The following is a 26,348-nucleotide window of genomic DNA, read 5'->3' as shown; positions in this document are numbered from 1 at the left end:
CGGCGCTCGACTGGCAGCTCTCGTTGAATATCGGCGAGGAGGTGGTATGGATATTTACAACAGTTTCGCGACCCGCTTCGAAAAGACGAGAGAGGAAGAGTTCTCGTTAGAAGAGTATCTCGAACTGTGCAAGAACAATCCTGCCGCGTACGCCACGGCTGGCGAACGCATGTTGATGGCGATCGGGGAACCGGAACACGTCGACACCCGCAATGATCCGAGGTTGTCGCGTGTTTTTGCCAACAAGGTCATCAAGATTTACCCGGCATTCCGTGAGTTCTATGGCATGGAAGAGGTCATCGAGCAGGTCGTCGCCTATTTCCGCCATTCTGCACAGGGGCTCGAGGAAAAGAAACAGATTCTGTATCTGCTTGGGCCGGTCGGCGGCGGTAAATCGTCGATCGCGGAGCGTTTGAAGCAATTAATGGAGCGAGTGCCGTTCTACTCGATTAAAGGCTCGCCGGTCAACGAATCACCGCTCGGCCTGTTCGACTACGACGAGGATGGCCCGATCCTCGAAGAGCAGTATGGAATACCTCGCCGCTACCTGAAAAGCATCCTGTCCCCGTGGGCCGTCAAGCGCTTGCACGAGTACAACGGCGATATCCGCCGGTTCCACGTGGTGAAGCGCTACCCATCGGTGCTGCGTCAGATTGGGATTGCCAAGACCGAGCCGGGTGACGAGAACAACCAGGACATCTCATCGCTGGTCGGCAAGGTCGACATCCGCAAGCTGGAGCAGTATGCGCAGGACGATGCCGATGCGTACAGCTACTCGGGGGGACTGTGCCTGGCCAACCAGGGCCTGCTCGAGTTCGTCGAAATGTTCAAGGCGCCGATCAAGGTGCTGCACCCGTTGCTGACCGCCACGCAGGAAGGCAACTTCAAGGGTACGGAGGGCTTCGGCGCCATTCCGTTCGACGGTATTATCCTTGCGCACTCGAACGAATCGGAATGGAAAGCATTCCGGAACAACAAGAATAACGAGGCGCTGCTCGACCGGATTTTCGTGATCAAGGTGCCGTACTGCCTGCGCTACTCGGAAGAGATCAAGATTTATGACAAGTTGATCCGGAACTCGTCGCTCGGCTCCGCCGTTTGCGCACCGGGCACGCTGAAGATGATGGCGCAGTTCGCCGTGCTGACGCGCTTGCAGGAGCCGGAAAACTCCAGCCTGTTTTCGAAGATGCTGGTCTATGACGGCGAAAACCTGAAGGACACCGACCCGAAGGCGAAGTCGTACCAAGAGTATCGCGACTACGCTGGCGTTGACGAAGGCATGACAGGCATCTCGACACGCTTCGCGTTCAAGATCCTGTCGCGGGTATTCAATTTCGACACGGCCGAGGTTGCCGCCAACCCGGTACACCTGATGTACGTGCTCGAGCAGCAGATCGAGCGTGAGCAATTCCCACCGGAAGTCGAACAAAAGTACTTATCGTTCGTCAAGGAGCTTCTGGCGTCGCGCTACGCGGAGTTCATCGGCAAAGAGATCCAGACTGCCTATCTGGAATCGTATTCCGAATACGGCCAAAACATTTTCGACCGCTATGTGACTTATGCGGACTTCTGGATCCAGGATCAAGAGTTCCGGGATCACGACACCGGCGAGAGCTTCGATCGCGCGGCGTTGAACGCGGAATTGGAGAAAATCGAAAAGCCGGCGGGAATCAGTAATCCAAAGGATTTCCGCAACGAGATCGTCAACTTCGTCCTGCGTGCGCGTGCAGCTAATGGTGGCAAGAATCCGGCGTGGATCAGCTACGAAAAGCTGCGTGTCGTGATCGAGAAGAAAATGTTCTCCAACACGGAGGAACTTCTGCCGGTTATTTCATTCAACGCGAAGGGCTCCGCCGAGGAGCAACGCAAGCATGAGGACTTCGTCAACCGGATGGTCGCCAAGGGTTACACGCCTAAGCAGGTCCGCCTGCTGTGCGATTGGTATCTACGTGTGCGCAAGTCTTCCTAACGGCAAGCGTGCATAGCGTATTGGCGCCATGAGCAACGCGGCGTCTTGCGTACCGGGGCGGTGCCGGCGCGGCGGCGAACATCACCGCGCGCGTCGCCGCGCCGAGTGCGCGGGCCGCGCCTTTCACGACAGCGGGGGACGGCAACGTGCTTCATCAGATCATCGACCGCAGACTTGCCGGCAAGAATAAGAGCATTGCAAATCGCGAACGCTTCTTGCGACGGGTCAAGCACTATATCCGCGAAGCGGTGTCCGAGGCGGTGCGCGACCGCAGCATCAAGGACATCCAGAGTACGAAGAGCATCACGATTCCGAAGAAGGATATCGGCGAGCCGATGTTCCATCATGCACCGGGCGGGCGGCGCGAAATCGTCCATCCAGGCAACGCGGACTACGTGAAAGGCGACAAAATTCCGCGCCCGCCCGGCGGTGGCGGGGGGGGTGGGAGCGGAGGGCAGGCGAGCAATGAAGGCGAGGGGCAGGACGACTTCGTGTTCGAGTTGTCCCGCGAGGAATTCATGCAGTATTTCTTCGACGACCTGGAACTGCCGCGGTTGGTTAAGACACGCCTGATGGCGGTGCCAAGTTGGAAGAACCAGCGTGCCGGCTGGGCGACCGAAGGCACGCCGAACAACATCGACGTCGTGCGCTCATTGCGCAGTGCGCTGAGTCGGCGCATCGCGCTTGGTGCGCCGTTGGTCAACCAGTTGCGCGAACTCGAGGCGCAATTGGACGAGTTGAAGGACGACCCGGGCGATCGCCGGGCCGAGATCAAACGGCTCGAGGATGAAATCCATCACCTGAAGGGACGCATCTGGCGGATACCGTTCATTGACCCATTCGACCTGCGCTACGTGAATCGCGTCAAGCAACCCATTCCGTCCAGCCAGGCAGTCATGTTTTGCTTGATGGACGTTTCCGGTTCAATGGACGAACAGCGCAAGGACCTGGCCAAGCGCTTCTTCATCCTGCTATACCTGTTTCTGACGCGTAACTATGAAAAGATTGAGGTGGTGTTCATCCGGCACCACACGCGTGCGGAAGAGGTCAACGAGGATACTTTTTTTCACTCGACCGAGAGCGGTGGCACCGTGGTCTCCAGTGCGTTGGAGCTAATGAAGAAGATCATCGACGAGCGCTACTCGCCGACGGAATGGAATATTTATGGCGCACAGGCATCCGATGGCGACAATTGGACGGACGATTCGCCAAAATGCCGTAAGCTGCTGGAAAACGACATCCTGCCGAAAACGCGGTACTTTGCGTATATCCAGGTGGCCCAGGAAGTGCAGAACCTATGGTTCGAATACAGCCAGCTGGCTGACGCAGTACCTCATTTCACGATGAAAAAGGTCGATGACGCGGCGGACATCTATCCAGTGTTTCGCGAATTGTTCGAAAAACAGGTGGCCGCATGAACTCCAACCCAAAATCTCGCCAGCCGGGCGATGAACGTGTCGCGATGCTCGGTGACGATGCTAACGGGGATACCCGCATGCGACCGAGCGACCATGGCAATGGCCACCGGCCATTGCCGAATCCGTCGGACTGGACCTTTGAGCTAATCGAACGCTACGACGCTGAAATTGCGCGCGTGGCAGAGCACTATAAGCTCGACACCTATCCGATCCAGCTGGAATTGATCAGCGCCGAGCAGATGATGGACGCGTATGCGTCGGTCGGCATGCCGGTCAATTACCGGCACTGGTCTTTCGGCAAGCACTTTCTTGCGACCGAGAAAAGCTACCGGCGCGGCCAGATGGGACTGGCATACGAAATCGTCATCAATTCGAATCCTTGCATCGCCTATCTGATGGAAGAAAACACGATGACGATGCAGGCACTAGTGATCGCGCATGCGGCCTACGGCCACAACTCGTTTTTTAAAGGCAATTATCTATTTCGGCTGTGGACCGACGCTCACGCGATCATCGATTACCTGGTCTATGCCAAGCACTACATTGCCGAATGCGAGGAGCGCTACGGCCTGGACCGCGTCGAGGAGTTGCTCGATTCATGCCATGCGCTGATGAACTACGGCGTGGACCGCTATAAGCGTCCTCAAAAGCTGTCGCTACAGCGGGAACTGGAACGGCAACGCGAGCGCGAGGCGTATTTGCAGACGCAGGTCAACGAATTATGGCGCACACTGCCAACGCGCTCCAAGCCCGAAACCGTGGACGACGCGGATGAAACCCGCTATCCGCCCGAGCCGCAGGAAAACCTGCTGTATTTCGCCGAAAAGAATGCGCCGCTATTGGAGCCGTGGGAACGCGAAGTCATACGAATCGTGCGCAAGATCGGGCAGTACTTCTATCCGCAACGGCAAACCCAGGTGATGAATGAAGGGTGGGCCTGCTTCTGGCACTACACACTGCTCAATACGCTGTACAACGAAGGCAAGCTGGCTGACGGCTTCATGCTCGAGTTTCTGCATTCGCACAGCAATGTCGTCTACCAGCCCCCGGTGACCAAACCGTATTACAGCGGGATCAACCCGTATGCACTGGGGTTTTCGATGATGACGGACATTCGCCGCATCTGTGAGCAGCCGACCGACGAGGATCGGCACTGGTTTCCCGACTTGGCGGGCAGCTCGTGGCTCGAGGCACTCGACTATGCGATGCGCAACTTCAAGGATGAAAGCTTCGTTGCCCAATATTTGTCGCCGTCATTGATCCGGGACATGCGGCTGTTCTCGATCCTGGACGACGATTCGAAAGAGGCCTTGGAAATCTCCGCGATTCATGACGAAAGCGGCTACCAATACGTCCGGCAGGCGCTGTCGCGCCAGTATGATATCCATCACCGTGAGCCAAATATCCAAGTATGGTCAGTGAATACACGAGGTGATCGCAGTCTCACGCTGCGTCACTTCATGACTGACCATCGACATTTGGGCAACGACACCGAAGAGGTGCTCAAACACATGGCGCGGCTGTGGCAGTTTAATGTGCACCTGGAAAGCGTCGACGAGAACGGCACGGTGCGACGTCGCTACGAATGTCCTTACGTCGCGCCGGCGGTGCGGGTCTAGGGCGGGCGGCATCGCCGCGCGATAACGTTGACGATACGCACCTTTTGATAATCAAGCGCAGAAAAACGAAGTGTTGGAGGGATTTACAAATTTCAGGGCTGGTTCGAGCAACCGTTAGAGGCCAGGCCAAACAACATAACGACATAATTTTACATAACGTGAATTATCGCATTTTAGGGCCCAGTTTGTGAAGTCGAATAAAAACGACGCAGCCGATGCCGCAGCGCTCTGGGAATCCGGATACGAGCGCCTGCCCGAAACCCTGCCGGCATCCATTTCGTCTCGATGTGCGGGAATATAAGCTGCAAGCAACATCCGAGCAGTCCCGTTCATCATTGTATTTTGCCGGTGGCACAGCCAGTGCAGCTGAAGGCAGGCGCGGAATATGCGAGGAAACTGCTAGGCGGTCCACAACTTGGAACCAACGGCATGAGCTACGCATGGAAGAGGAGTTCAACATTATGAGTGATTATCTGAATTATGTTGGAATTGGCCTGATAACGCTTTTACCAATCATCAACCCAATTACCAGCGCTAGCGTATTTCTCGGATTGAGTGCTCACATGAGTCCTGCGCAGCGCAATCAACAGATCAATTTGACCGCATTTTATGTACTGATATCGCTATTAGCCTGTTTTTACGCAGGCAGTGCCATTATGAATGCGTTCGGCATTTCGGTTCCGGGAATGCGTGTCGCGGGAGGGATGATTGTCACCTATATTGGTTTTGGAATGCTCTTCCCAAAATATCACGAGATTGAAACACAAAAGAAAATAGCATCAACGCCTCCAGCAAATGTGGCTTTTATTCCACTCACCTTGCCCGTGACCGTTGGCCCAGGTGCGATCGCGATGATTGTTAGCGATGCTTCAGCAATCCATCGAACGGGTGGGTATCGTCTGATCGATCATCTTGTCGTGCTAACCGTCGATATTGCGCTTACGTTGATCCTGTGGTTGACTTTGCGCAGCGCATCGCGGGTGCTTCATTTGTTGGGAAGGTCTGGTACCGATGCCATTTCCCGAGTAATGGGTTTCATGCTGGTCTGTATGGGGGTTCAGTTTGGCTTAAATGGGCTACACGGGGCTTTCATGCCGTCAGAATGACCCCTTAAGGTTCTGTCGCATCGAGGAAATTGGGTGAAGTCAGTTGCCAGTGGCAACAGCGTCGCTCTGCCAGGCTTGCTGCCCTTACCGATGCGGTGCAGCCAATGACCGCCGCTCTCGTCAAGTTGCACATCGCGTACCAACGAGAAAGCGCAGCCGGCTCAGCCCAGCCGTACGACCATTCGAGGCCATCTGAAGCGGCATGACCGTGATGGCTTTGCCCTGCTCTTTCCACTGCTCACCGTAATGGGGGTGTCAAGGAGCCTGGTAAACTCATTGTTCAGGGGGGGCCATCGCCTTTACCGCCATCGTTTATGGCCTTAAAAATAAGTAACACAATCAATACAGGAGCACAAAAATCATGACGCCGGAAGTCTATCGAGAAAACGGACAGCCCTTCCTACTGGAAGGAAATGAAGTGGGTGTGCTGCTGTCACACGGCTACACCGGCACGACGTCAGGAATGCGGTATCTGGGCGAGTATCTGCACAGCAAGGAGGGCTGGACGGTCCACGCGCCGCGGCTCAAAGGGCATGGCGACTCGCCTGCCGCAATGGCTGAAACAACGGCGAGCGACTGGATCCGCTCGCTGGAAGACGGGCTGGCGCTGCTCTCCAAGCGGTGTACGACGATTTTTATGGCGGGACTGTCAATGGGCGGTTGCCTCACCTTGTACATGGCCGCACAGTATGCTCAGCAGATCAAGGCCGCCGTGCCGATCAACGCGTGCCTTTATTTCGGAACCCACGCGCTGGCTGAGCTGGCATACAAAAAAGATGCGCCGGACTACCTTGTCGGTGTAGGCAATGACGTCAAGGATCCGAATGTTACCGAGGTGGCATACCACGAAATCCCGGTATCCACGATCAAGGAAATCTACGGCTTGATGAACGTGACACGAGATCTGCTGCCAAAAATCGTCTGTCCGACTCTGGTCATGGTTTCCCCAGAAGATCATGTCGTGCCGCCGGCGAATGGGCAGATCATCCTGAATGGCATTAGCTCGACGGACCGACGGCTGTTAGTGCTTCAAAATTCTTTCCACGTCGCGACCATCGACTTTGACAAAGAAATCATCGCCGAGCGTACCCGCTCGTTTTTCTCGGAGCAACTGCGTCGGTTGTAAGCAGCGCTAGCGCAGCGCGGAACAGTTCACTGGACGGATCGGCAAGCTCGTTGACGAGGTTGAAATGATTGCGATCCGGCTGCTGTACCAGTCGTACTGGCAACCCTTTTGCGACCAGCAGCTCATGGAAATGATAGGTCTGGTGCTTGAAGCCGGCTGTCTCCAGGTCCCCGACCGCCAATACCACCGGCGGTCCGTCGTGCGGCAGCCGCAACGCCGGGCTGAGTAACGCCGCTTGCTCCGGATGGAGCCTTAGCCATTCGTTGACGTCGATGTCGCATAACGGCCGGATATCGTAGAGTCCGCTCAGGCCGACGATCCCTTTGATGACGTCGGACGGAACCTCGAACGCACGTTGCCAGTCGTCGCCATACAGCATGCCGGCCAGATGCGCTCCCGCCGAGCTACCGCAGACGATGATCCGCTGAACATCGATGCCATATGTTCCGCCATGGCGATACAACCATGCGACCGCGCTGCGCACCTCGCGAACGACTTCGGCAAGCGTCGCCTCGGGCAACAGTGTGTATTCAACCATCGCCACTGCCACGCCGTGGCTCGTCAATGCTTGCGCCATCGAACATGCGTCCTCCTTGCACTGCGAACGCCAGTATCCACCGTGGACGTAGACGAAGAGCGGCGCGGGCTGGCCGGCCGCGACGGCCGGAAAGATATCGATGCGCTCGGCCTGTCCCATGCCATAGCGTTGGTCGAGCATCGCCGGGCAGGCTTGCCGAGACCGTTCGGCTAGCTGCGCGTATAGGCGCATTTGCGCATCGAAGTCGGCCACGGATGCGCGAGCATTGTACTGAACAGCGCGCTCGGCGAGGTCGGAAAACGTCAAATCAAACGGCATGATATTCCCGCTGTCAGTTCGAAATGCATGATACGCTGCACCGGTTGCCGCGTCGCTAGATGCTTAGGTGCGCGCTCAACTTGTCCGCCTGCGCCCGCAGCTGTGCCGAATCGCCGTGCCAGACCACGCGCCCCTTGGACATCAGGTAGTGATGGTCTGCAATCGCCAGTTGCGACGCGAGGTTCTTGTCGATGCAAAGAATCGCTAATCCGGTCCGCTTCAGCTCAGCAAGGCATCGCCAGATTTCCTCGCGGATCAACGGGGCCAACCCTTCTGTCGCTTCGTCCAGGATCAGCAGGCGCGGATTGGTGAGCAACGCACGGCCGATGGCGAGCATCTGCTGCTCCCCGCCGGACAGGTCCGAAGCGAGATTACGCTCGCGTTCCTTGAGCCTTGGAAACAGCTGGTAGACACGCTCCAGTGTCCACGGCCCCCCTTGCCGCGGATGGCCGGCGCGTGCCGTCGCGACAAGATTCTCGCGCACCGTCAAGGTCGGGAAGACGTGTCGGCCCTCGGGCACAAGACCGATGCCGGCCCGCGCAATCCGATAGGACGCGCTTGAATGCACCGGCTTGCCACCAAGCCGGACGGCACCCGTGCAATTGTGCAGCAAGCCGGTGATCGACTTGACTGTGGTGGACTTGCCCATCCCGTTACGACCCAGTAGTGTCACGAATTGGCCGTCGTCGACCATCAGATCAACACCGAACAACGCTTGGCTGCGGCCATAAAACGCTACCAGCGATTCGACTTCGAGCAATCGGCCCGTCATACGTGTTCCCCTTTGCCGTGCGGTGCCGTGTTATCACCGAGGTAAGCTTCGCGTACGCGGGGATCAATGCGGATCTCGTCGGCACGCCCCGTAGCAATCGGCTTGCCGTAGACCAATACAGTGATCCTGTCGGCCAGTGCAAAGACCGCGTCCATATCGTGTTCCACCAGCAACATCGCATGACGGCCTTTGAGTTCGCGCAGCTGTGCCGTCATGTTCTCTGACTCGGCCTGGCTCATGCCTGCCATGGGCTCATCGAGCAACAACAGCTTGGGCCGGCCGGCGAGCGCCATCGCCAGCTCCAACTGGCGGTGCTCGCCATGTGCCATCTGCGCCGCGCTCACGTGCGCGCGCTGCGCCAACCCGACACGCTCGAGTAGCTCCAATGCGGGCTCGCGCACGCGGCTCTGGCGCGCGAGCGCGCCCCAGCAGCTAAAGCGCCGCGGCCCGAGCGCATTGACTGCGAGCATGACATTCTGCAGTGCGGTATAGTCCGGGAGCACAGACGTGATCTGGTATGAGCGTGTTAAGCCGAGCCGCGCCCGTTGACTGATGCTTGCCGATGTCACATCGCGGCCGTCAAACTTGATCATGCCAGCGTCCGGGCGCAACTCGCCGGCCAGTTGCGCGATCAGCGTGCTCTTGCCTGCCCCGTTCGGCCCAATGACCGCATGAATCTCGCCCGGTTCGATCGTCATGCCGAAATGGTCGGTCGCGACAAAGCCGCCATAACGCTTGACCAATCCCGTCACTTGCAACAAACTCATACCTGCTCTCCCGCCGCACGGGGGCCGCGGCCCATGCGTGTGCCGAACGACTCGAGCAGCCCTGCCAGCCCGTGGCGATTGACGAGCACCGCCACCACGATCAACGGCCCCATGACGAGCATCCAGTGTTCCGTCACTGCCTTGAGCCCTTCTTCTGCCAACACGATCGCAAACGTGCCGAGCACTGCGCCGATGAACGTGCCGGCGCCGCCGATCACTACCATCACGATCAGGTCACCGGACATCGTCCAGGACAGATACGACGGAGCCACGAATTGGGTCAGGTTCGCGAATAGCATGCCAGCGATGCTCGACAATGCCGCGGCCACGACATAGACAGCCCGTTTGCATTGCGTAGTGGGTATGCCAAGCGCCTGCATCCGGCACTCGTTGATCCGGATGCCACCCAGTGTCAGGCCCATGGCAGTGTGTAGGAAGTGTCTGCCGAACGCGAGCAGCACCATCAGCAGGCATGCGGATACGACGTACAGCGTGAGCGGATCAGTCAGCTGCACGGCGCCGAACTGGCTGCCGGCAGCCAGCGCGAAGCCATCGTCGCCCCCATACTCGCGAAGACCGACCGCAAAAAAGTAAAACATCTGCGCAAATGCCAGCGTGATCATGATGAATGCGATGCCGCGGGTGCGCAACGCGATGGCCCCAGTCACCGCAGCCACCAGTGCACTGACCGCGACCGCGCAAAGCAAATGCAGCCAGCCGCTGCTCACGCCGTGTTGCGCGAGCATCCCGGTGGCATAAGCGCCCAGCCCAAAGAACAGCGCGTGTCCAAAACTCACAAGACCGCCGACGCCCAATATCAGATCCAGCGACATGGCGGCGATGGCGAGAATTGCGATGCGCGTGACCAGCGTCAGTAAGAACATCTGCTGGGTTGCCTGTGCGTAGAGCGGCACCGCGATCAACGCGGCCATGACCAACCATGACATCCTGCCGGCGAGCGTCGCGCGCGCGGCTGGCTCGTGGCTGCTCAATGTTGAACGCGCCGTACGGCGTGCGGCTAATGGGATCGACATGATCATTCGCCTATTCAGTGTTTGACCGGAAAAAGCCCTTGTGGACGCCACGCGAGCACGGCCGCCATCAGGATATAGATCAGCATCGATGCGAGCGCAGGCCCGGCGCTGTCGGCGGCGCTGCGCTCCAGCAGCTCGCGCAGCGCCACCGGCAGCAGCGTACGGCCGAGCGTGTCCACCACGCCGACGATCAGTGCCGCATAGAAAGCACCGCGGATCGATCCGATCCCGCCGATGACAATGACCACCATCGTCAGGATCAGAACGGGCTCGCCCATGCCAGACTGCACGGACAAGATCGGGCCGGCAAGCAACCCTGCAACGCCCGCTAGCGCAGCGGCGACGCCGAACAACAACGCATTGAGTAATCCCATGTTGACGCCTAGTGCGGCGACGATGTCACGATGTGTCGCGCCCGCACGTATCAGCATGCCTAAGCGGGTGCGATGAATGACGACGTAGCAGCCTAGGGCAATGCTAATACCGGCAGCCACGATGAGCAGCCGATAGGCAGGATAGTTGATGCCGAATACGTCGATGGCGCCGGACAGCGAGGGCGGCACTTCCATATAGTAGGGAGAAGGACCCCACAAAGTGCGGGCCAGTTCATTGAAGAACAAGATCAGCCCGAACGTGGCAAGCACCTGATCGAGGTGGCTGCGTGCATAGAGGCGGCGGAATATTCCCGCTTCCAGCGCGATGCCCACGACCATCATGGCGGGAACGACGGCCAGCGCCGCCAACATGAATGAACTTGTCAGGTTGTACACCAGCGCGCCGACAAAAGCGCCCATCATGTAAAGCGAGCCGTGTGCCAGGTTGACGAAGTTTGCGATACCGAATACAAGCGTGAGGCCGGCCGCCATCAGGAACAATAGGATGCCGAGCTGCAGGCCATTGAGGCACTGCATGATCGCCAACGTCAGGTTCATCGTAGCATCCGTTCAGTTCATTTTGCACTGCTGCAAGATCGGCGTGCGGGACTTCGGCACGATCGGGTTCTTGCTCTCAAACGCGGCACCGGCGGCAGTGCGCACGACGTCGACGCGATAGAAGCCGGCACGGGGGAATTGATTGGATTCCAGGCTGAAGGCGCCCCGCACCGATTGAAACCGCGCGGTGCGCAGTGCGGCACGTAGCGCATCGCGATCCGCTACGTTGCCCTTGACAGCCGACAGCGCTGCATCGAGTAGGTTAGCCGCATCATATGACTGCGCCGCGTACATGGATGGCTTGCGCCCGTACTTGGACTCAAACGACGAGGCAAATTGCGCGTTCTGGGCGTTCTTCAGATCAGGCGCATACGGTGCAGCGGTAATCGCGCCGACTGCGATCTCTTTGAGCGCCGGCAATGTCGTGCCATCGATCGTCGAGACCGAAACCAACGGGATCTTGCCCAGCAAACCGGCCTGCCGATACTGCTTGACGAAGTTCACGCCCATGCCCCCCGGATAGAACACATAGACGGCGTCCGGACGCGCAGCCTGCAACTGAGCCAATTCGGCCGAGTAATCAGGCTGGTTGACCTGCGTGTACACCTCATTGACGATCGTGCCGCGGTAATCGCGTTTGAAGCCCGTGATCGCGTCACGTCCCGCCTGGTAGTTCGGGGCCATCACATAGACGCGCTTATAGCCCAAGTCCTGCACCAATTGCCCCCCTGCCTCATGCAGTTCGTCGTTGTTCCACGAGGTCGAGAAAAACAGCGGCGAGCACCCCGGCCCAGCAAGCTGCGTGGGGCCGGCATTGGAACCGATCAGGAACACGCCGGCGCTGGTCACCGGTTTGTGGATTGCCATCATCACGTTGGAGAACGTCACGCCGGTGATGATTTTCACCCCATCGCGATTGATCAGTTGTCGTGCTTCCTGAAGCGCGACATCCGGTTTGAGCTGGTCGTCCTTGCGCAGCACCTGGACCGGTACGCCGCCCAGCTTGCCGCCTTTTTGCTCGACAGCCAGCATGAATGCATCGTATTGGTCTTGGCCGAGCGCGCCGGCTGTGCCGGACAATGTCGCGAGGAAACCGATTTTCAGCGGTCCCGGCTCAGCCGCTTGTACCGGCATGAGGTACAGTACGGCAACGGCCAGCGCAATCAGCATGCGGGCGCCGCGGCACGGCGCGGAGTAATCGACTCGGTCGGTCATGCGTGGGTCTCCTGACGAGGCTGTTATATTGATTCAGCAGACGGAACGGCGGCCCGCTCCCGGTATGTCGCCGCATCGCCGCGGCGACCTGCCCGAGCCGCGCGTCAGGTCTACGAATCAGAGCAGTGCAGCCAGTCTAAGCGGCGTTGAGCATAAACAATAATAACCTTTTCAGGATGCGCTATTCCCTACCGTTATACCGATCTATCCGCCGTCGAGCACGCCGTGAACCAAGGCCGCACTTTCACGAAGGCAGGCGATGAAGCGCATGCATGCAGGGCTAATTTTCTTGTTTGCCCGGACCGAAAATCCCACGGCGCCAAAGTCCGCCGCCTCGGTGATCTCGACAACCGCCAACAAACCCGCATCGACGAACTGACGCGCGGCGGCGCGCGGCATCAGCGCCGCGCAGGGTCGCTCGAGCAACAAGCCGAGATTGGTCAGCATTGACAGCGACTCGACGCGATCGGCCGGCATCGGCAAGTCGGCATCATAGAACAGCCGTTCAGCTCGCAAGCGCACTGGAGAATCACCAAGTGGCACGATCCACGGCAAGTGCATCAAGTCGGCAAGGCCCGGTTGCGCGGGTAGGCCTGCCGCATGCCTAGCACCGACCACCACGCACATCGATTCCTCGAACAGGACCTCGTGTTGCAGCGGGAACGCATTGGCAAGCGGCAGCTCGCGCTCAGGCAGGCGGCCGACCACGATATCCAGGTCGCCGGTTGCCAGCGCCGGGAACAACTGCGCAGTCGCCCCCTCGCGCACCGTGATCAGCATGTCCGGCGCCTTCTCCTTCAATTTGCGGATCGCCACCGGCAGCAGCCGGGCCGACGCCGATATCAGCGTGCCGACGATCACGTGCCCGGCCGTACCGCTTTGCAGAGCATTGACCTCGTCGGTTAGGTAGCGCAGTTCGGTGATCATCGATTTAGCGCGACGGCCCAGCAGCCGGCCCAGTTCCGTTGGCACGACGCCGCGGTTCGTGCGCTCGAACAGGGCCTCGCCGAAGAATGCCTCCAACTCCTGGACGGACTTGGTCAACGCCGGCTGCGTCATGCTCAACTCATTGGCAGCGCGCAGCAGCGACCCACTGTCGATGACCTTGGCGATCAGGATCAACTGCTGCAACTTGAGCTTGCGCGACAGCGAAACATGCGTAAGCTTATGGGTGTGCGGTAAGGGTTGGCGTACGTTTTCGTTCATCGTAAAGTCTCATCGATCCTCCATATATCGGCCCGCGTGAGGCCGCTGCATGGACACGCTGCGGGCTGGCGCACGCGAGGTACGGTGCCCGTCGAACCAATCGCGTTGGCCATCCACCCTCTTACCGTGCGAAATGCTGTCGTGCAGCAGGGAGTACAAGGCCTGTCTCACTGGTGCGTTCGTTACGGCTGAGGCTAAGTTAAGCTCAAGTCTTAGCGTGGACACACCTATTATCCGGGACCATCGCCGCTACCGCTACGGGTGGGTTTAACTTGTTTCGACAGTGTAGTATGATACGAATCATATACATAACATATATTCGAACAGTCACCGATGGGCATCGTTAAAATCTCCGAACAGATGCACGAGTCGCTGCGCTACGCAAGCGGCGCGCTGAGCCGCTCAATCAACGCGCAGGCCGAACACTGGCTGCGCATCGGGATGCTTGCGGAATTGAACCCAACGCTCGACTACACCGGACTATGCCGGCTGTTAATGCAGGCCGAGGCGGCGGGCACGCCTTGGCATACTGCCGGCTTGGACAACGACGTCAGCAAGGCAGCATGATGCGGCGCGCTGCCCGAGTCCCGCTCCGTTCGCGCGCCGAGATTGCGATGGCCCGTCGTGCCGGCATGCTGGCCGCGGACGTCTTGCAGATGATCGGCCCTTACGTGAAGCCCGGCGTGAGCACCGACGAACTCGACCGGCTATGCCATGACTATATCGTCAATGTGCAACGAGCGACGCCGGCCAACGTTGGCTATCACAGTTATCCGAAGACGATCTGCGCGTCGGTGAACCACGTGGTGTGCCACGGCATTCCGTCATCGCGCCCGTTGCAAGACGGCGACATTCTGAACATCGACGTCGCCGTGATCAAGGACGGCTGGTATGGCGATACGAGCCGCATGTACTTTGTCGGCGAGCCAGACGATGAGGCACGGCGACTAGTGCGCACTACGTACGAAGCGATGATGGCGGGCATTGCCGCCGTGCGTCCGGGCGCCACGCTCGGCGATGTCGGCCATGCGATCCAGCGCGTCGGGCAACGCGAAGGCTTCGGTATCGTACGCGAGTATTGCGGCCACGGGATCGGACGCGTCTATCACGACGAGCCGCAGGTGCTCCACTATGGACGCCCGAGAACCGGCCTCGAACTGAAGCCCGGCATGATTTTTACGATCGAGCCAATGTTTAACGCCGGGTCGGCTGACACGCGGCAACTGGCGGACGGCTGGACAGTCGTGACGCAGGATGGCTCGTGGTCCGCGCAGTGGGAACATATGGTCGTGGTGACGGAGACCGGCGCGCAGGTCCTCACACCGTGGCCCGAGGCGCGGCATGGCGCCATGCCACAGCCGTTCGGCCTGCGCGATGCCGTACCCCACCCCGCCTAACACTGACCGCGCCAACGTTACGTCAGCACTTGGGTTCGACTGCCTTCCGGGGATGCCGCGTACCCCACCGAGTCAAGTAAATCGGCCACTTGCTTGGATAGGGCTCCAGCGATACATTCCGCCCCACCGACGACCGGGGTACGAAACGCGCCGCTACCGCCTAAGCTTGGACGGCTGTGGCTGCTCAGTGAGTCCGCTCTTGTCGGTGTCGAGCCCCAGCCCGTTCTTTCGATCACTGGGTGGGTGGTTGCCTGCGCCGCGATGACGAGCGTGGTCGGCACTGCCGCCGGATTGTTGCATCGGCGGCGCGACTCGCTTCCCCTGCGTCGCCGCTGGGTCCGGTGCCGCCGGCGCCGGCTTCGCTTGTGCCACCGTACCGGCAGACCTCGTGTCGGCCGAGCGATTGTCAACCGAGCGATCCGCGGTGCCTGCGAGCGCCGCCCGCGGCACAGCGGCGGCGACGCAGCAAACCAGCGTTAATGCCGCCAGGCCGAGGCATGGCCGTGATGACCGTGAAGCCCTGGGCACCTGTCGCAGCGTCCATTGTGCGTGCCCTTGATCGCGCGTCACGCGATCCGAATATCGTTGATGCCCCATGATGCCCTCCATTGTCGCGATCCGACATTAAGCATTTCATGTGCCAGCGCCCGCCCGTGCGTCCTTCAGACTTCTGGCGGCATCGACCGCGGCGTCGCGGCAATCGGCGCGGTGCATGCCCACGCGGCTCAGGCCAGCGGATGCAACTCAGGGACTTCCGCGACATCCGCAACATCTTGTCATCCCGACCGAGATACTCATGCAGTGCGGTCCAGTCGGGCAGCGTAACTTGCACGGCGCGAGTCGGCGCTGAGCGGCATAGCCAGCCGTGCTCGCACAACAGGGGCATAAATTGCGTGCCGGGGGGGGATTTTAGTCGTTACTCGCAAAACCCACGATGCGTCGCCCGTCCACGCTCATCCGCGCGCTGCACGCACTGTCGGCAATGCGCCGATGCCGGCGCAAGTGGTCTGCATCGAGCGCCGACAAGCCACGCCCAAGCGATTCAATCAGCTTCATGCGAGTGTTCCTGGAGATCATTGCCGTGATTTGGCGATCCATTGGATCGGGGCCGATTCCTGGCTCGTCGCGCCAAGCCGGTCGATCAGCTCGCGGTCCTGATGGGGAGCCGGATTGGACGTGGTCAACAGTTTCTCGCCGATGAACACCGAGCCGGCGCCAGCAAACAGGCACAGCGCCTGAAGCTCGTCGCTCATGTGCTCACGCCCGGCTGAGAGCCGTATCACGGACGCCGGCATCACGATGCGGGCCACCGCGATCGTGCGCACGAACTCCAACCCATCGACGTCGCGCTCGTGCGCGAGCCGCGTGCCTTCGATCCGCATTAGGGAATTGACCGGCACTGACTCCGGGTGTGCTGGCAAATTGGCCAATGTCTGCAACATGCCGACTCGGTCCTCGCGCGACTCCCCCATGCCGACGATGCCGCCGCAGCAAACCTTCAGGCCCGCGTTGCGCACGTGCTCGAGTGTGTCAAGCCGCTCCTGCAACGTACGCGTGGTGATCACGGATGGATAGTATTCGGGACTCGTGTCAATGTTGTGGTTGTAGTAGTCCAGTCCGGAGTCGGCTAGGCGCTGCGCTTGTGCGTCGGTCAACATGCCGAGCGTCACGCAGGTCTCCAGCCCCAGCGCCTTCACGCCCTCCACCATCGCGCAGACCCGCTCCAGGTCGCGCTCGCGCGGACTGCGCCATGCGGCCCCCATGCAAAAGCGCTGCACGCCGGCGGCCTTGGCCTGCGCAGCGGCCTGCAACACCGCGTCCACGCTCATCAATGCGATCGCTTTCAGGTCGGTCTCGGCGTGGACCGATTGACTGCAGTAGCCACAGTCCTCCGGGCATCCACCCGTCTTGATGGACAGCAATTGCGAAATTTGCAGGCCGCGGCCGGCATGATAGCGTCGCTGCACGGTATGCGCGCGATATAGCAGGTCATCGAATGGCAAATCGAACAACGCCGTAATTTGCTCGCGCGTCCAATCGTGCCGGATTGGCGCTGCGTCGTCGCCGGACAGATTGGAGGAATGAGCCGACGATTCTGTTGGCCTAATCGACATATGCAGATACTCCTATGCGGATGGGATCCAAACGACCCGGCGGCTACGGGTAGGTGTGACACGCGCCGCTGACGCGCCACGGCCGCAGTGGTATCGACCACCCGGCTTATTTAATAGATAATCTACCAACTTCCCAAGCTCACACCGATTGCGTCCCGGATGTTATAACGGAATTGACGTCAGTTTACCTACTCATGAAAATAGATAATCTATGAAATGGACATTGGGCGCCTAAGCGATACCCGCACGCCGAGCTTGGTCGAGTATATTGTCGACCGGTTGCGCGAGCGTATTGTCAGCGGGGAGTTAGCCGGCGGTACCGCTCTTCGGCAGGACCACATCGCCAAGGAATTTGGGGCGAGCCATGTACCTGTGCGCGAAGCGTTTCAGCGGCTGCAGGCAATCGGACTGGTAACGATTCTGCACAGGCGCGGCGTACGCGTCACCGCATTGGATCGTGCCGCCATCAAGGAAGCAGTTGACATGCGGGCGGTGCTCGAGCCGCTCGCGCTGCGCCACGCCATGCCACACTTGCGCGCCGAACATTTCGAGGCGCTTGAAAACGCCCACGCCGCGTGCGACGCCGCCAATTCGCTTGCGTCGTGGGATGCAGCCAACCGTGCGTTCCACCATGCGCTGGTGCGCCATTGCGCGATGCCCCGCCTGCTGGCGACGCTGGACGTGCTGCAACTGACCAGTTCGCGCTTCGTACTCGCCGTCGGCCGGGCGCGCGGCTGGCAATCGCGCTCGAACCACGATCATCAACTGATCATCAACGCGTTGAAAGGCCATGATCTCGAGCGTGCCGCTCAATTGCTGTCACGTCACATCGGCACCATGGAGCGCGTCGGATTTCCGGTCAGCTAGCGCGGTGATATCCGTCGCGCCACCGAGCCGTGGCTGTTGATCACCGATGGCTTTCGTCGCGCAATGGGAGTTCAGCGAGAGCACGGGAGCAGTTCACTTCTGGATCCCTGCTTCGGCAAATGGCAGTTCGTGTTGCACCGGCGCGCGCGCCAAGCGCTGCGCGTGCGCCGGTCGCAGTGCACTGACCCGCACACCGAGCAGCCTGAGCCGCTTGTCCAGTGGCACACGCTTCAGACATTCGGTGGCGGCGCGCCGAATCACGGCCGCATCCGCGGTGGGCTCCGGCAAGCTGACATCGCGCGTAACGGTGCGGAAATCCGCATAGCGCAGCTTCAGCCCGACCGTGCGTCCGACATAGCCCTTGCGCGCCAAGTCTTGCGCCACGCGCACGCACAGGTCCGTGAAGATCGCCGAGAGCGCGGCGCGGTCGTGGCGCACGTGCATATCACGCTCGAACGTGGTTTCGCGGCTCATCGATTTCGGCTCCGACGTGACTTGTACCGGCCGCTCATCGATGCCGTGGGCGACATCGGCCAGCCAGGCGGCATAACTGTGGCCGAAATGCTCCTGCAGCAGTCCGGGATCGGCCTTCGCTAAATCGCCGACCGTGGCGATGCCCAGCGACACAAGCTTCTCGCCCGCCTTCGGGCCGATACCGTTGATCTTGCGCACTGGCAGTGGCCAGATCCGCGTCGGCAGGTCCGTGATGGACAGAATCGTCATGCCGTCCGGCTTGTCCAACTCCGAGCCGATCTTTGCGAGCAGCTTGTTCGGCGCAACGCAGATCGAGCATGTGAGACCGGTCGCGTCGCGTACCGCCTGCTTGATGCGCATCGCCAGCGCTCGCGTGTCGTCGGGCAACGCGGTCAAATCAATGTAGATCTCATCGATCCCGCGATCCTGGATCTGGTCAGTGAAAGTCGCTACTGCGGCCTTGAACAGCCGTGAATAATGGCGATACGAGTCGAAGTCAGTGGGCAGCAGGATGGCGTCGGGCGCGAGCTGCGCGGCCTTCATCATGCCCATTGCGGAAAACACGCCGAGCGCGCGCGCCTCATACGTGGACGTGGTGACCACACCACGACCGGCATAATCGCGCAAGCGGGCAAACCGGCGCGTGCCGTCCGGCAGCGTCTGCGGCGCCGCCTTCCGGCCACCGCCGATCACCACCGCCTTACCGCGCAGCTCAGGATAGCGCAACAACTCGACGGATGCGTAAAAGGCATCCATGTCGAGATGGGCAATCCGGCGCGTCGGAACCATGGCAATTGGAATGGCGGCTATGCGATGCTAAACGGCGATAGTATACCTGTATATTTGTACAGATACGCAACGGGAGCGTGTACGTTTCCTAGGCAGCGTACTGGCCGTCGGTGCCGGCAAGCCGGGATCCGCTTCGGTCAGCGTGAACACATCGTCGTCGCTCGCACCGATCCTCAGCCTCGGGTTGAACTACGCGCACTGGTCCATTGACCGCGTCGGTGTCGTACATGCCGCTGACAACCTATGCGAGCACGACGATCAAAGCGGCGGACGGCACCACGCTGGCAATGTCCAAGGCAAAGTTGAACGCCGACCCGCTCATCACGTTGCTGGCACTGTCCTCCGAATCACCGGCCCGTCGCCGTCTCCCACCGTGCACACCGAGATCGAGCGTGTACGATAGCTCGGTTGCGCGGGCCGCAACAGTGGCATGCTCAAACCTTCGCCCACACCTCCGACTGGCCCGGCACGTCGCCTTGCGTCCACCACTTTGCGCGATACGTCACGCCGTGGTACTTGACGGTCATCCCGGTTGTATAGATCTGCGAGCTGGACCATTGCGCACCTGGCACCGGTTTACCACCATTCGAGCCACCACCATATGACGGATCCTGCGTCACGCCAGCGCCCCAGTGCCCCTTCAATTGCCGGAACACCTGCGTGAATGCATACGGTTGCTGCGAGACGCCGGAACAACTGGGCGATGCGCCACCGCCATTGCTCGCGCAAGCCTTGTCCCGGCCAATCGACCAGTTGCTGAGCAGTCCGATACCATCCGAGCGAGCCTTATCGAGCAGCGCCTTTGCGTCTGCCAGCGAGAACGTCTCGCCTTGCACGTCGTTCTTGCCGATCATCGGCGTCACGCCGATCATTTGCCATAATTGGGCGTCGGTCTTCGTGCTGCCCGCCGCCTTGTACGCCGCATCCAACTGCGCGTAGACCAACGTGGCAGCCCGCTTCGCCGCCGCGCCCATGTCAGTTGTGCCATTGCCATAATCCATTGCCATGATGTTGACCGTGTCCAGCGTCACACCATTGTCCAGTGCTGCGTTAAGTACGCGCAAGCCATCGGCGGTAAGCCCCGATGGCATCACCGGGAGGGTCAACGTCACATGCAGTGTCTTGCCGTTGGTGCGCATCGTGTGCTGCAGTTGCCGTACCGCCCGGAAATTGCGCGTCAGCGCCGCGCTGTCCGTTTGCGCTGCACCTTCGATATCGAAGTCGATATGCGTCAACGAATACGTATCGATCACCGTCTGATACGCCGCGGCCAATGCTGACGCGCTGCTGCATGCCTGCATCAACGGCATGCCAGCTTGGCCACCGAACGAAATCGACACCTCACCACCCTTGGCCCGATAATTGTTGATCGACTTGGCGATGGAAGTCAGCAAATCCGACGTCTGGCCGCGCCCAATCGGCTGCACGCCGCCCCACGACGGCACGCATTGGTTGCCGCCGGACAACACGAACGCCATCGTGAACTGCTGGATCCCTTGCTGCACGCCGATCTCGTCCAGCGAGGGCGTGGGCCATGCCGTCATGTCGACATAAGGCGCATACACGCCTTCGCCAAACGCCTGCCCGCAGAGACCAACGCTCATGGCTGACAGGGCTATCGCTTTCAACAGGTGCTTTTTCATTGCTTCTCCTGATCGATGAAGAGAACGGTGATCACCACAGGCGCGCTGGCCGCATCGCTATTAACACTCGACAATACAGGTCTGTCTGTTCGTGATAGTCGCTATGAACAACGTCCGAATTGATTCTCGTGGCGTTTAGAACAAAGCTGAAGATCAGGTTCGGGAGTCGACACGTATTGCGCTACTGCGGCGGGCCGAAGCAGACGTCGCGCCGTCCACGAACATTGCCGGATCATGAGCGAAAGTGGGCATTGATGCATCGCAGGCGCGAGCCGGCATCGCACCTGGCGAAGGCATGGAAAGTGGTACATACCGGTGCGGGCGTCATACTCAATGGCATATCTTCAGGAGCGGAAGGTGCGCCTGACGCTCCCGGAGAAGTGATCGTCTGCGAGAAGATGCGCCCGATACCGCTCCCTCCCTCCATCCATGAGCAGCACAACGCAGTCGAACGCCAGAATAATCGACACGTCTAACCACGCGTGGCCGTCCTGATAGAAGACGGCCCATCCCACGACCGCAACAAGCGCCACCTGAACCGGCTGGGCGCTCAAGAGGCGCAGGCTCGATGCGACAGGCGTCGAGCTCAACCGGAACAACAGGTTGCCGAACAGCATCCCGCCAATACCGCGCATGACGCCGAAGTTCACGTAGCGCGTATAGTCCGACTGCGTCAGCAGGTTTGGACCGTGCAGCGCGAAGAAGAATGCCCACGCCGCGAACGCAAGCCCCAGCGCAAGCCACGCCGACCTCTGTCGCGCGATCGGGAAAAGCAGCATCGACGACACCCAGAACTCGATCGAGATCGACCACGACTCTCCACTGGACTACCACCCGGCGCTTGCCGAGCCGCCGGTGACGAGCGCACTATTTATAAATAGCGCTGTGCGCCAGCCCACGCGCCGCGCACCATGTCGGCCGCGGGGACCGCTCGCGCCATTGCAGCAGCCTGCCCGGCCCATACCTGCATTCGGTGATAGTCGCGCGCCGCTGCGCCGGCCTCTTTCATCGATGCGGTAAGCGCGCGCTGTACCGGATACGGCGCCGGATGCGGGGCATCCGGCGCCGCCGCTGCAAGCACGTAATCGGTCGCCACCGAACGGCCGAGGCGGCCGGTGAACGCGCGCGTCGGTACGGTGTCTTCCGGCTCCAACCCGTCCAGCGCGTCCGCCCATGCGGAGTTCAGCGCCGCCTCCGGGCAACGCAGGAAGGCAGTACCGATTTGCACCGCGCTCGCCCCGAGGATCAGCGCGGCCGCCAACGTGCGGCCATCGCCGATACCGCCGGCGGCGATCAACGGTACGCGAATGTGGTCAGCCAGGCGAGGCAACAGCGCAAACAGGCCAACGGCCTGCCGTTCCGCCCGGGCCGCATCGAACGCGCCACGGTGACCCCCCGCCTCGAAGCCTTGCGCAATGATCGCATCGGCTCCCGCTGCCTGTGCCTCGCGGGCTTCGTCCAGCGTCGTGACCGTCGCGAACCAGGCAATGCCGTGGTCCTTCAAGCGCTTCACGTACGCGGGCGGAAATACCCCCATGATCGAGGTGACGACCTCCGGCCGCGCCTCGATCAGCGCGTCGCATTGCGCGGCGAAATCCGGTGGCACCGCCTCGCCTGCTGACTCGGGCACGCCAGGCCCCCACTGCGCCAGAAATGCGCGCACGCGCTGCTCGTTGTCCCGGTCGCGTTCAGGCGGCGGATCGGGAATCCATAGATTCAATTGGAAGCGCCCGGTGCTGCCGCGGCGAAACGCGTCGGCCCATTGCACGATACCTTCCGGTGGCGTCAGCAGTGCCCCCATGGCACCCATGCCGCCTGCATTGGCCACGGCAATCGACAATGCCGGCGGGCACGCGCCGGCCATCGGCGCTAGCAGGATCGGCGCCGACAGTCCAAATTGGCTGCAGAACACGGCCGCACGGCTTCGAGCATCGCCGGTGTTCGGTGAAGAAGGCGAAGGGTTCATGGTGGTCTCCTGGTGGCGGATCGTGCCAATGCCTGGCCAGATCGGTGCGTCCGGCAGCACGGACGCCGGAAGGGCATGTTCGTAGCATACGGGCTCAGCCGCCGGCGATCCAATGAAAATGCAAGATGCAACCCATCGCCAAAACAGATCCGTTGTATCGACTGTATCGAGAACCCGGGCTTCGACATGATCGAGCCGAGACATCGATGACCAGCTACACGAATGACTTCGCAATGATCGCCGTCTACACCGTGATTGACGCCATCGGCGTGCGGCTCGCCGGTGACGCCGCGGGCTATAGCGCCTGGATGTTTATGTTCTTCTGGTTGATGCCTGCGCTTTTTATCGCAATGCGCCAGCGCTCGCCGTTCGATATCCCCTGCCCGACATCGGCACGTCGATGCTCGGCGGCGCAGGCGCTTTACTCGCCGGCGCGTGGGCCGACGGCATCCGAATCCATTGCATCAGGGCTTGGCGTCGGCGCCCACGGCACGTCATTGCCGAACGGGGGTACGCCGCGCGAGGCAGCCGGTTCCGGCGACGACGGGCCGAGCGACGTGGCCGGACTGCCGGCTGCGCCGCCAGAGCCGACCGACGCCGCTGCACCCGGCGCCCTAGAAGCCGCCGCCGGCGACGCAGCAAGCGCGACGGGCACCTCGGACGTCGAACCCGGCGTCGATGTCGGCGGCACGCTGGCCGACACGGCCGACGAGGCCGACGCGACGGATGCCGCCGATGATACCGGCGCGCCCGCCGGCAGCCCCATGTTCGCGCCGTCCACGGCGACGCCGCTCGCCGGCGGCGGCACGACAACCTCACCCGCTGACGGTTCGATCCGTCGCGGCGCCCGGCGCGGCGGCGCTGGGGGCTCGGCCTGGTGCGTCGCAGGAAACACTTGCGCGAGCCAGGCACGAACCTGCGCGAGCGTGCGCTGCACAATACCGGGCGGCGGCTCGCTCGCGAACCGCAGGCGCGGATCGATCAGCCGCGCGCGCAGCGCACGCTGATAAAAATCGCCAACGATCGGCAGCGCACTATGCGCGCCCTGCCCCCAGTAATCGCTGCGCAGTGTTACACGGCTGTCATTGAAGCCAACCCACGCGCCGGCGACCAATTGCGGGTGCATCAGGATGAACCAGCCATCCGCGTTGTCTTGCGTCGTGCCCATCTTGCCGGCTACGTCCGCGCGAATGCCGAAGCGGGTGCGGATCGCGGTACCGGTGCCCCGATCGATCACGCCCCGCATCACGTCGAGCAACGTCCATGCGACCTCGGCAGGCAGCACCTGCTTGCCTGCATCCGGCGCGAGTTGCGCCAGCACGTTGCCATCCCGGTCCTCGATACGGGTGACCATCATCGGCCGCACATAGCGGCCGCCATCGGCGATGGTACTGTATGCGGACACCATCTCCTTGAGCGTGACGGGACTCGTGCCGAGCGCCAGCGACGGCACAGGGTTCAGCATGCTGTCGCGCACGCCCATCGCCTGGGCAAGCTTGGCCACCTTCGCGGGCCCGACCGATTGCATCAATTGAGCGGTGATACGATTGCGCGAGTACGCCAGAGCGTCGCGCAGCGTCATGGGCTGTCCACTGGGCGGGATGTCATCGGCGGGACGCCAGATTTCGCCTCCCTCCAGCGCGATCGACACTGGCTGGTCGACAATCGTATCGTCGGCACGAGCGCCCTGCTCGAACGCGACGGCATAGACGAACGGCTTAAACGTTGAGCCGGGTTGCCGCCGCGCCTGTTGCACGTGGTCGAATGGATCCTTGTTGAAATCGCGGCTGCCTACCCATGCTTTGATTGCGCCATCGCGCGGATCGAGTGCGACAAAGTCCGCCTGTACACGTGTTTTCTCGTCACACAGCGCCTGCATGAAACCGCGATCGGCCAGCAGCCGTTTCAGCGCCTGCTGGCTCGTCAACCCCGCGTCGAGCGCCGCCCGGTAATCCGGCGTGTCGCGCACGAAGGTCTGTACGAAATCGTGACTGCCCACGCACGCCGAAGCGCTCGACCAAGCAGCGTTGGCAATGGTTTGTAATTGATTGCCGTGCAGCACGACGGATTGCGTGGCTATCGCCTGCAGCCGCGAATCGATGGTTGTGCGCACGACCAAGCCGTCGGAGTAGATATTGTAGTCGTGGCGATCCGCCCACGCGATCAGCCATTTGCGCAATTGCTGCGCAAAATGGGGAGCGGGGCCAGGCGGCTCGACCTGCCGCTCGAAATCCAGCCGTAACGGCCGACGCGCAAGCGATTCGTACGCCTTCGGCGTCAACTTGCCGTACTTGACCATCTGCGCGAGCACCGTGTTGCGCCGCTGTAACGCGCGCTCCGGGTTGATGACCGGGTTGTAGTAGCTGTTGCCTTTGAGCATGCCGACCAGCGTCGCACTTTGCAACACATCCAATTCGCTGGCTGGCTTGTCGAAATAGGTGCGGGCCGCCATCTCGATCCCATACGCGTTGTACAGGAATGGGACGGTGTTCAGATAGGTTTCCAGGATCTCGGCTTTCGTGTACACGGCCTCGATCTTCAAGGCGGTAATCGCCTCCTTGATTTTGCGCGTGAGCGTGGGCGCCCGCCCGATTTCATCCGGGTACAGATTGCGGGCAAGCTGCTGCGTGAGGGTCGAGCCGCCTTGCCGGTCGCCGGAAAACGTCTGTGCGGCCGCCGCTGCCGTGCGTCGCCAATCCAAGCCGTGATGCTGATAGAACCGATGGTCCTCCGTCGCAATCAACGCATCGAGTACGTGCGGCGAGATGTCGGACAAAGCGACCCATTCACGATTGGACGGCTTGAACTGGGCCAGCAACTTGCCGTCCGCGGACAATACCTGCGCCGGTTGCTCGACCTTCGCCTTACGGATATCGCCGATGCCGGGCGTGAACGGCGCCAGGATCAGCACGTACAGTGCCATCGCGGCAGGCACCACCGCGGCCACCCAGGCCAGGTTGCACCGACCCGGATGCCGCGCACGCCGCCAGAGCCTCGTGGCGTGCGGCCCCATGCGGTCCAGCAGGGCGGCGCACCACGCGCGCAGCGGGGCAATGTCCGTGCGTCTCACAGTCGGCT

At 60.9% G+C, this 26,348-nt stretch carries 21 protein-coding genes and 3 pseudogenes; 9 read left to right on the top strand and 15 right to left on the bottom strand.

Annotated elements, in window-relative coordinates:
- Positions 1 to 46 precede the first annotated feature (46 nt).
- From B0O95_RS06005 to B0O95_RS05985, 5 genes and pseudogenes are all read left to right on the top strand, one after another.
- A complete protein-coding gene (locus tag B0O95_RS06005; protein WP_104077063.1) occupies positions 47 to 1,969 on the top strand; it encodes a PrkA family serine protein kinase in 1,923 nt (640 codons plus the stop codon).
- 146 nt (positions 1,970 to 2,115) lie between these two features.
- Complete coding sequence (locus B0O95_RS06000) at positions 2,116 to 3,387, top strand: YeaH/YhbH family protein (RefSeq protein ID WP_104077062.1); 1,272 nt, start codon at positions 2,116 to 2,118, stop codon at positions 3,385 to 3,387.
- 107 nt (positions 3,388 to 3,494) lie between these two features.
- Positions 3,495 to 5,006 (top strand): annotated as a pseudogene (locus tag B0O95_RS05995) (SpoVR family protein); the annotation flags it as partial.
- Between the two features lie 440 nt (positions 5,007 to 5,446).
- The gene (locus B0O95_RS05990) at positions 5,447 to 6,112 is read left to right on the top strand and encodes a MarC family NAAT transporter (RefSeq protein WP_233203147.1); all 666 of its coding nucleotides are present in this window, start codon (positions 5,447 to 5,449) and stop codon (positions 6,110 to 6,112) included.
- Between the two features lie 361 nt (positions 6,113 to 6,473).
- The gene (locus tag B0O95_RS05985; protein WP_104077061.1) at positions 6,474 to 7,238 is read left to right on the top strand and encodes an alpha/beta hydrolase; all 765 of its coding nucleotides are present in this window, start codon (positions 6,474 to 6,476) and stop codon (positions 7,236 to 7,238) included.
- Here the strand turns inward: B0O95_RS05985 and B0O95_RS05980 are convergent.
- The 7 genes from B0O95_RS05980 to B0O95_RS05950 form a co-directional block, all read right to left on the bottom strand.
- A complete protein-coding gene (locus B0O95_RS05980) occupies positions 7,186 to 8,094 on the bottom strand; it encodes an alpha/beta hydrolase (protein ID WP_104077060.1) in 909 nt (302 codons plus the stop codon). The two genes, B0O95_RS05985 and B0O95_RS05980, sit on opposite strands and share 53 nt — an antisense overlap.
- Before the next feature lie 55 nt (positions 8,095 to 8,149).
- Positions 8,150 to 8,866 (bottom strand): ABC transporter ATP-binding protein, encoded by a 717-nt coding sequence (locus B0O95_RS05975; RefSeq protein ID WP_104077059.1) that lies wholly within the window; start codon positions 8,864 to 8,866, stop codon positions 8,150 to 8,152.
- Positions 8,863 to 9,633 carry an ABC transporter ATP-binding protein gene (locus B0O95_RS05970; protein ID WP_104077058.1) on the bottom strand — a complete coding sequence of 257 codons (771 nt, stop codon included), beginning with the start codon at positions 9,631 to 9,633 and terminating at the stop codon, positions 8,863 to 8,865. Before B0O95_RS05970 ends, B0O95_RS05975 begins: the two co-directional genes overlap by 4 nt.
- Positions 9,630 to 10,667 (bottom strand): branched-chain amino acid ABC transporter permease, encoded by a 1,038-nt coding sequence (locus tag B0O95_RS05965; protein WP_233203145.1) that lies wholly within the window; start codon positions 10,665 to 10,667, stop codon positions 9,630 to 9,632. Before B0O95_RS05965 ends, B0O95_RS05970 begins: the two co-directional genes overlap by 4 nt.
- A gap of 14 nt (positions 10,668 to 10,681) precedes the next feature.
- Positions 10,682 to 11,599 carry a branched-chain amino acid ABC transporter permease gene (locus tag B0O95_RS05960; protein ID WP_104077056.1) on the bottom strand — a complete coding sequence of 306 codons (918 nt, stop codon included), beginning with the start codon at positions 11,597 to 11,599 and terminating at the stop codon, positions 10,682 to 10,684.
- Positions 11,600 to 11,611: 12 nt separating this feature from the next.
- On the bottom strand, positions 11,612 to 12,814 hold the full coding sequence (locus B0O95_RS05955; protein ID WP_104077055.1) for an ABC transporter substrate-binding protein: 1,203 nt from the start codon (positions 12,812 to 12,814) through the stop codon (positions 11,612 to 11,614).
- Positions 12,815 to 13,018: 204 nt separating this feature from the next.
- On the bottom strand, positions 13,019 to 14,020 hold the full coding sequence (locus tag B0O95_RS05950) for a LysR substrate-binding domain-containing protein (protein WP_104077054.1): 1,002 nt from the start codon (positions 14,018 to 14,020) through the stop codon (positions 13,019 to 13,021).
- 333 nt (positions 14,021 to 14,353) lie between these two features.
- On the opposite strand from B0O95_RS05950, the gene B0O95_RS05945 reads away from it, so the two are divergent.
- Positions 14,354 to 14,587, top strand: a complete 234-nt coding sequence (locus B0O95_RS05945; protein ID WP_104077053.1) for a ParD-like family protein — start codon at positions 14,354 to 14,356, stop codon at positions 14,585 to 14,587.
- Complete coding sequence (map, locus tag B0O95_RS05940; RefSeq protein ID WP_104077114.1) at positions 14,587 to 15,417, top strand: type I methionyl aminopeptidase; 831 nt, start codon at positions 14,587 to 14,589, stop codon at positions 15,415 to 15,417. Before B0O95_RS05945 ends, map begins: the two co-directional genes overlap by 1 nt.
- A 153-nt stretch (positions 15,418 to 15,570) precedes the next feature.
- On the opposite strand, the gene B0O95_RS05935 is transcribed toward map, so the two are convergent.
- The 3 genes and pseudogenes from B0O95_RS05935 to bioB all read right to left on the bottom strand — a co-directional run bounded on the left by B0O95_RS05935 (position 15,571) and on the right by bioB (position 17,531).
- Positions 15,571 to 16,014 (bottom strand): hypothetical protein, encoded by a 444-nt coding sequence (locus B0O95_RS05935; protein ID WP_146063995.1) that lies wholly within the window; start codon positions 16,012 to 16,014, stop codon positions 15,571 to 15,573.
- Positions 16,015 to 16,329: 315 nt separating this feature from the next.
- Positions 16,330 to 16,473: pseudogene (locus B0O95_RS05930) on the bottom strand (8-amino-7-oxononanoate synthase); the annotation flags it as partial.
- Between the two features lie 17 nt (positions 16,474 to 16,490).
- Positions 16,491 to 17,531, bottom strand: a complete 1,041-nt coding sequence (bioB, locus tag B0O95_RS05925; RefSeq protein ID WP_104077051.1) for a biotin synthase BioB — start codon at positions 17,529 to 17,531, stop codon at positions 16,491 to 16,493.
- 216 nt (positions 17,532 to 17,747) lie between these two features.
- Here bioB and B0O95_RS05920 point away from each other — a divergent pair, with 216 nt between their 5' ends.
- Positions 17,748 to 18,398, top strand: coding sequence for a GntR family transcriptional regulator (locus B0O95_RS05920; protein WP_104077050.1), 651 nt, complete (start codon positions 17,748 to 17,750; stop codon positions 18,396 to 18,398).
- A gap of 93 nt (positions 18,399 to 18,491) precedes the next feature.
- On the opposite strand, the gene dinB is transcribed toward B0O95_RS05920, so the two are convergent.
- Positions 18,492 to 19,661 carry a DNA polymerase IV gene (gene dinB, locus B0O95_RS05915; protein ID WP_104077049.1) on the bottom strand — a complete coding sequence of 390 codons (1,170 nt, stop codon included), beginning with the start codon at positions 19,659 to 19,661 and terminating at the stop codon, positions 18,492 to 18,494.
- Between the two features lie 88 nt (positions 19,662 to 19,749).
- Here dinB and B0O95_RS16425 point away from each other — a divergent pair.
- Positions 19,750 to 20,002: pseudogene (locus B0O95_RS16425) on the top strand (OmpW family protein); the annotation flags it as partial.
- Between the two features lie 93 nt (positions 20,003 to 20,095).
- Here B0O95_RS16425 and B0O95_RS05910 read toward each other — a convergent pair.
- The 4 genes from B0O95_RS05910 to B0O95_RS05890 all read right to left on the bottom strand — a co-directional run bounded on the left by B0O95_RS05910 (position 20,096) and on the right by B0O95_RS05890 (position 26,283).
- Complete coding sequence (locus B0O95_RS05910) at positions 20,096 to 21,265, bottom strand: chitinase (protein ID WP_269845324.1); 1,170 nt, start codon at positions 21,263 to 21,265, stop codon at positions 20,096 to 20,098.
- A gap of 383 nt (positions 21,266 to 21,648) precedes the next feature.
- Entirely contained in the window at positions 21,649 to 22,092 is a 444-nt protein-coding gene (locus tag B0O95_RS05905; protein ID WP_146063994.1) for a hypothetical protein, read from the bottom strand.
- 83 nt (positions 22,093 to 22,175) lie between these two features.
- Positions 22,176 to 23,270 (bottom strand): NAD(P)H-dependent flavin oxidoreductase, encoded by a 1,095-nt coding sequence (locus B0O95_RS05900; protein WP_233203142.1) that lies wholly within the window; start codon positions 23,268 to 23,270, stop codon positions 22,176 to 22,178.
- A gap of 421 nt (positions 23,271 to 23,691) precedes the next feature.
- Positions 23,692 to 26,283, bottom strand: a complete 2,592-nt coding sequence (locus tag B0O95_RS05890) for a penicillin-binding protein 1A (RefSeq protein ID WP_233203160.1) — start codon at positions 26,281 to 26,283, stop codon at positions 23,692 to 23,694.
- Between the last annotated feature and the right edge of the window lie 65 nt (positions 26,284 to 26,348).

The organism is Mycetohabitans endofungorum, from assembly GCF_002927045.1.
In the GTDB taxonomy this organism is placed as follows: domain Bacteria; phylum Pseudomonadota; class Gammaproteobacteria; order Burkholderiales; family Burkholderiaceae; genus Mycetohabitans; species Mycetohabitans endofungorum.
This window is presented reverse-complemented; position numbering and strand designations above follow the sequence as displayed.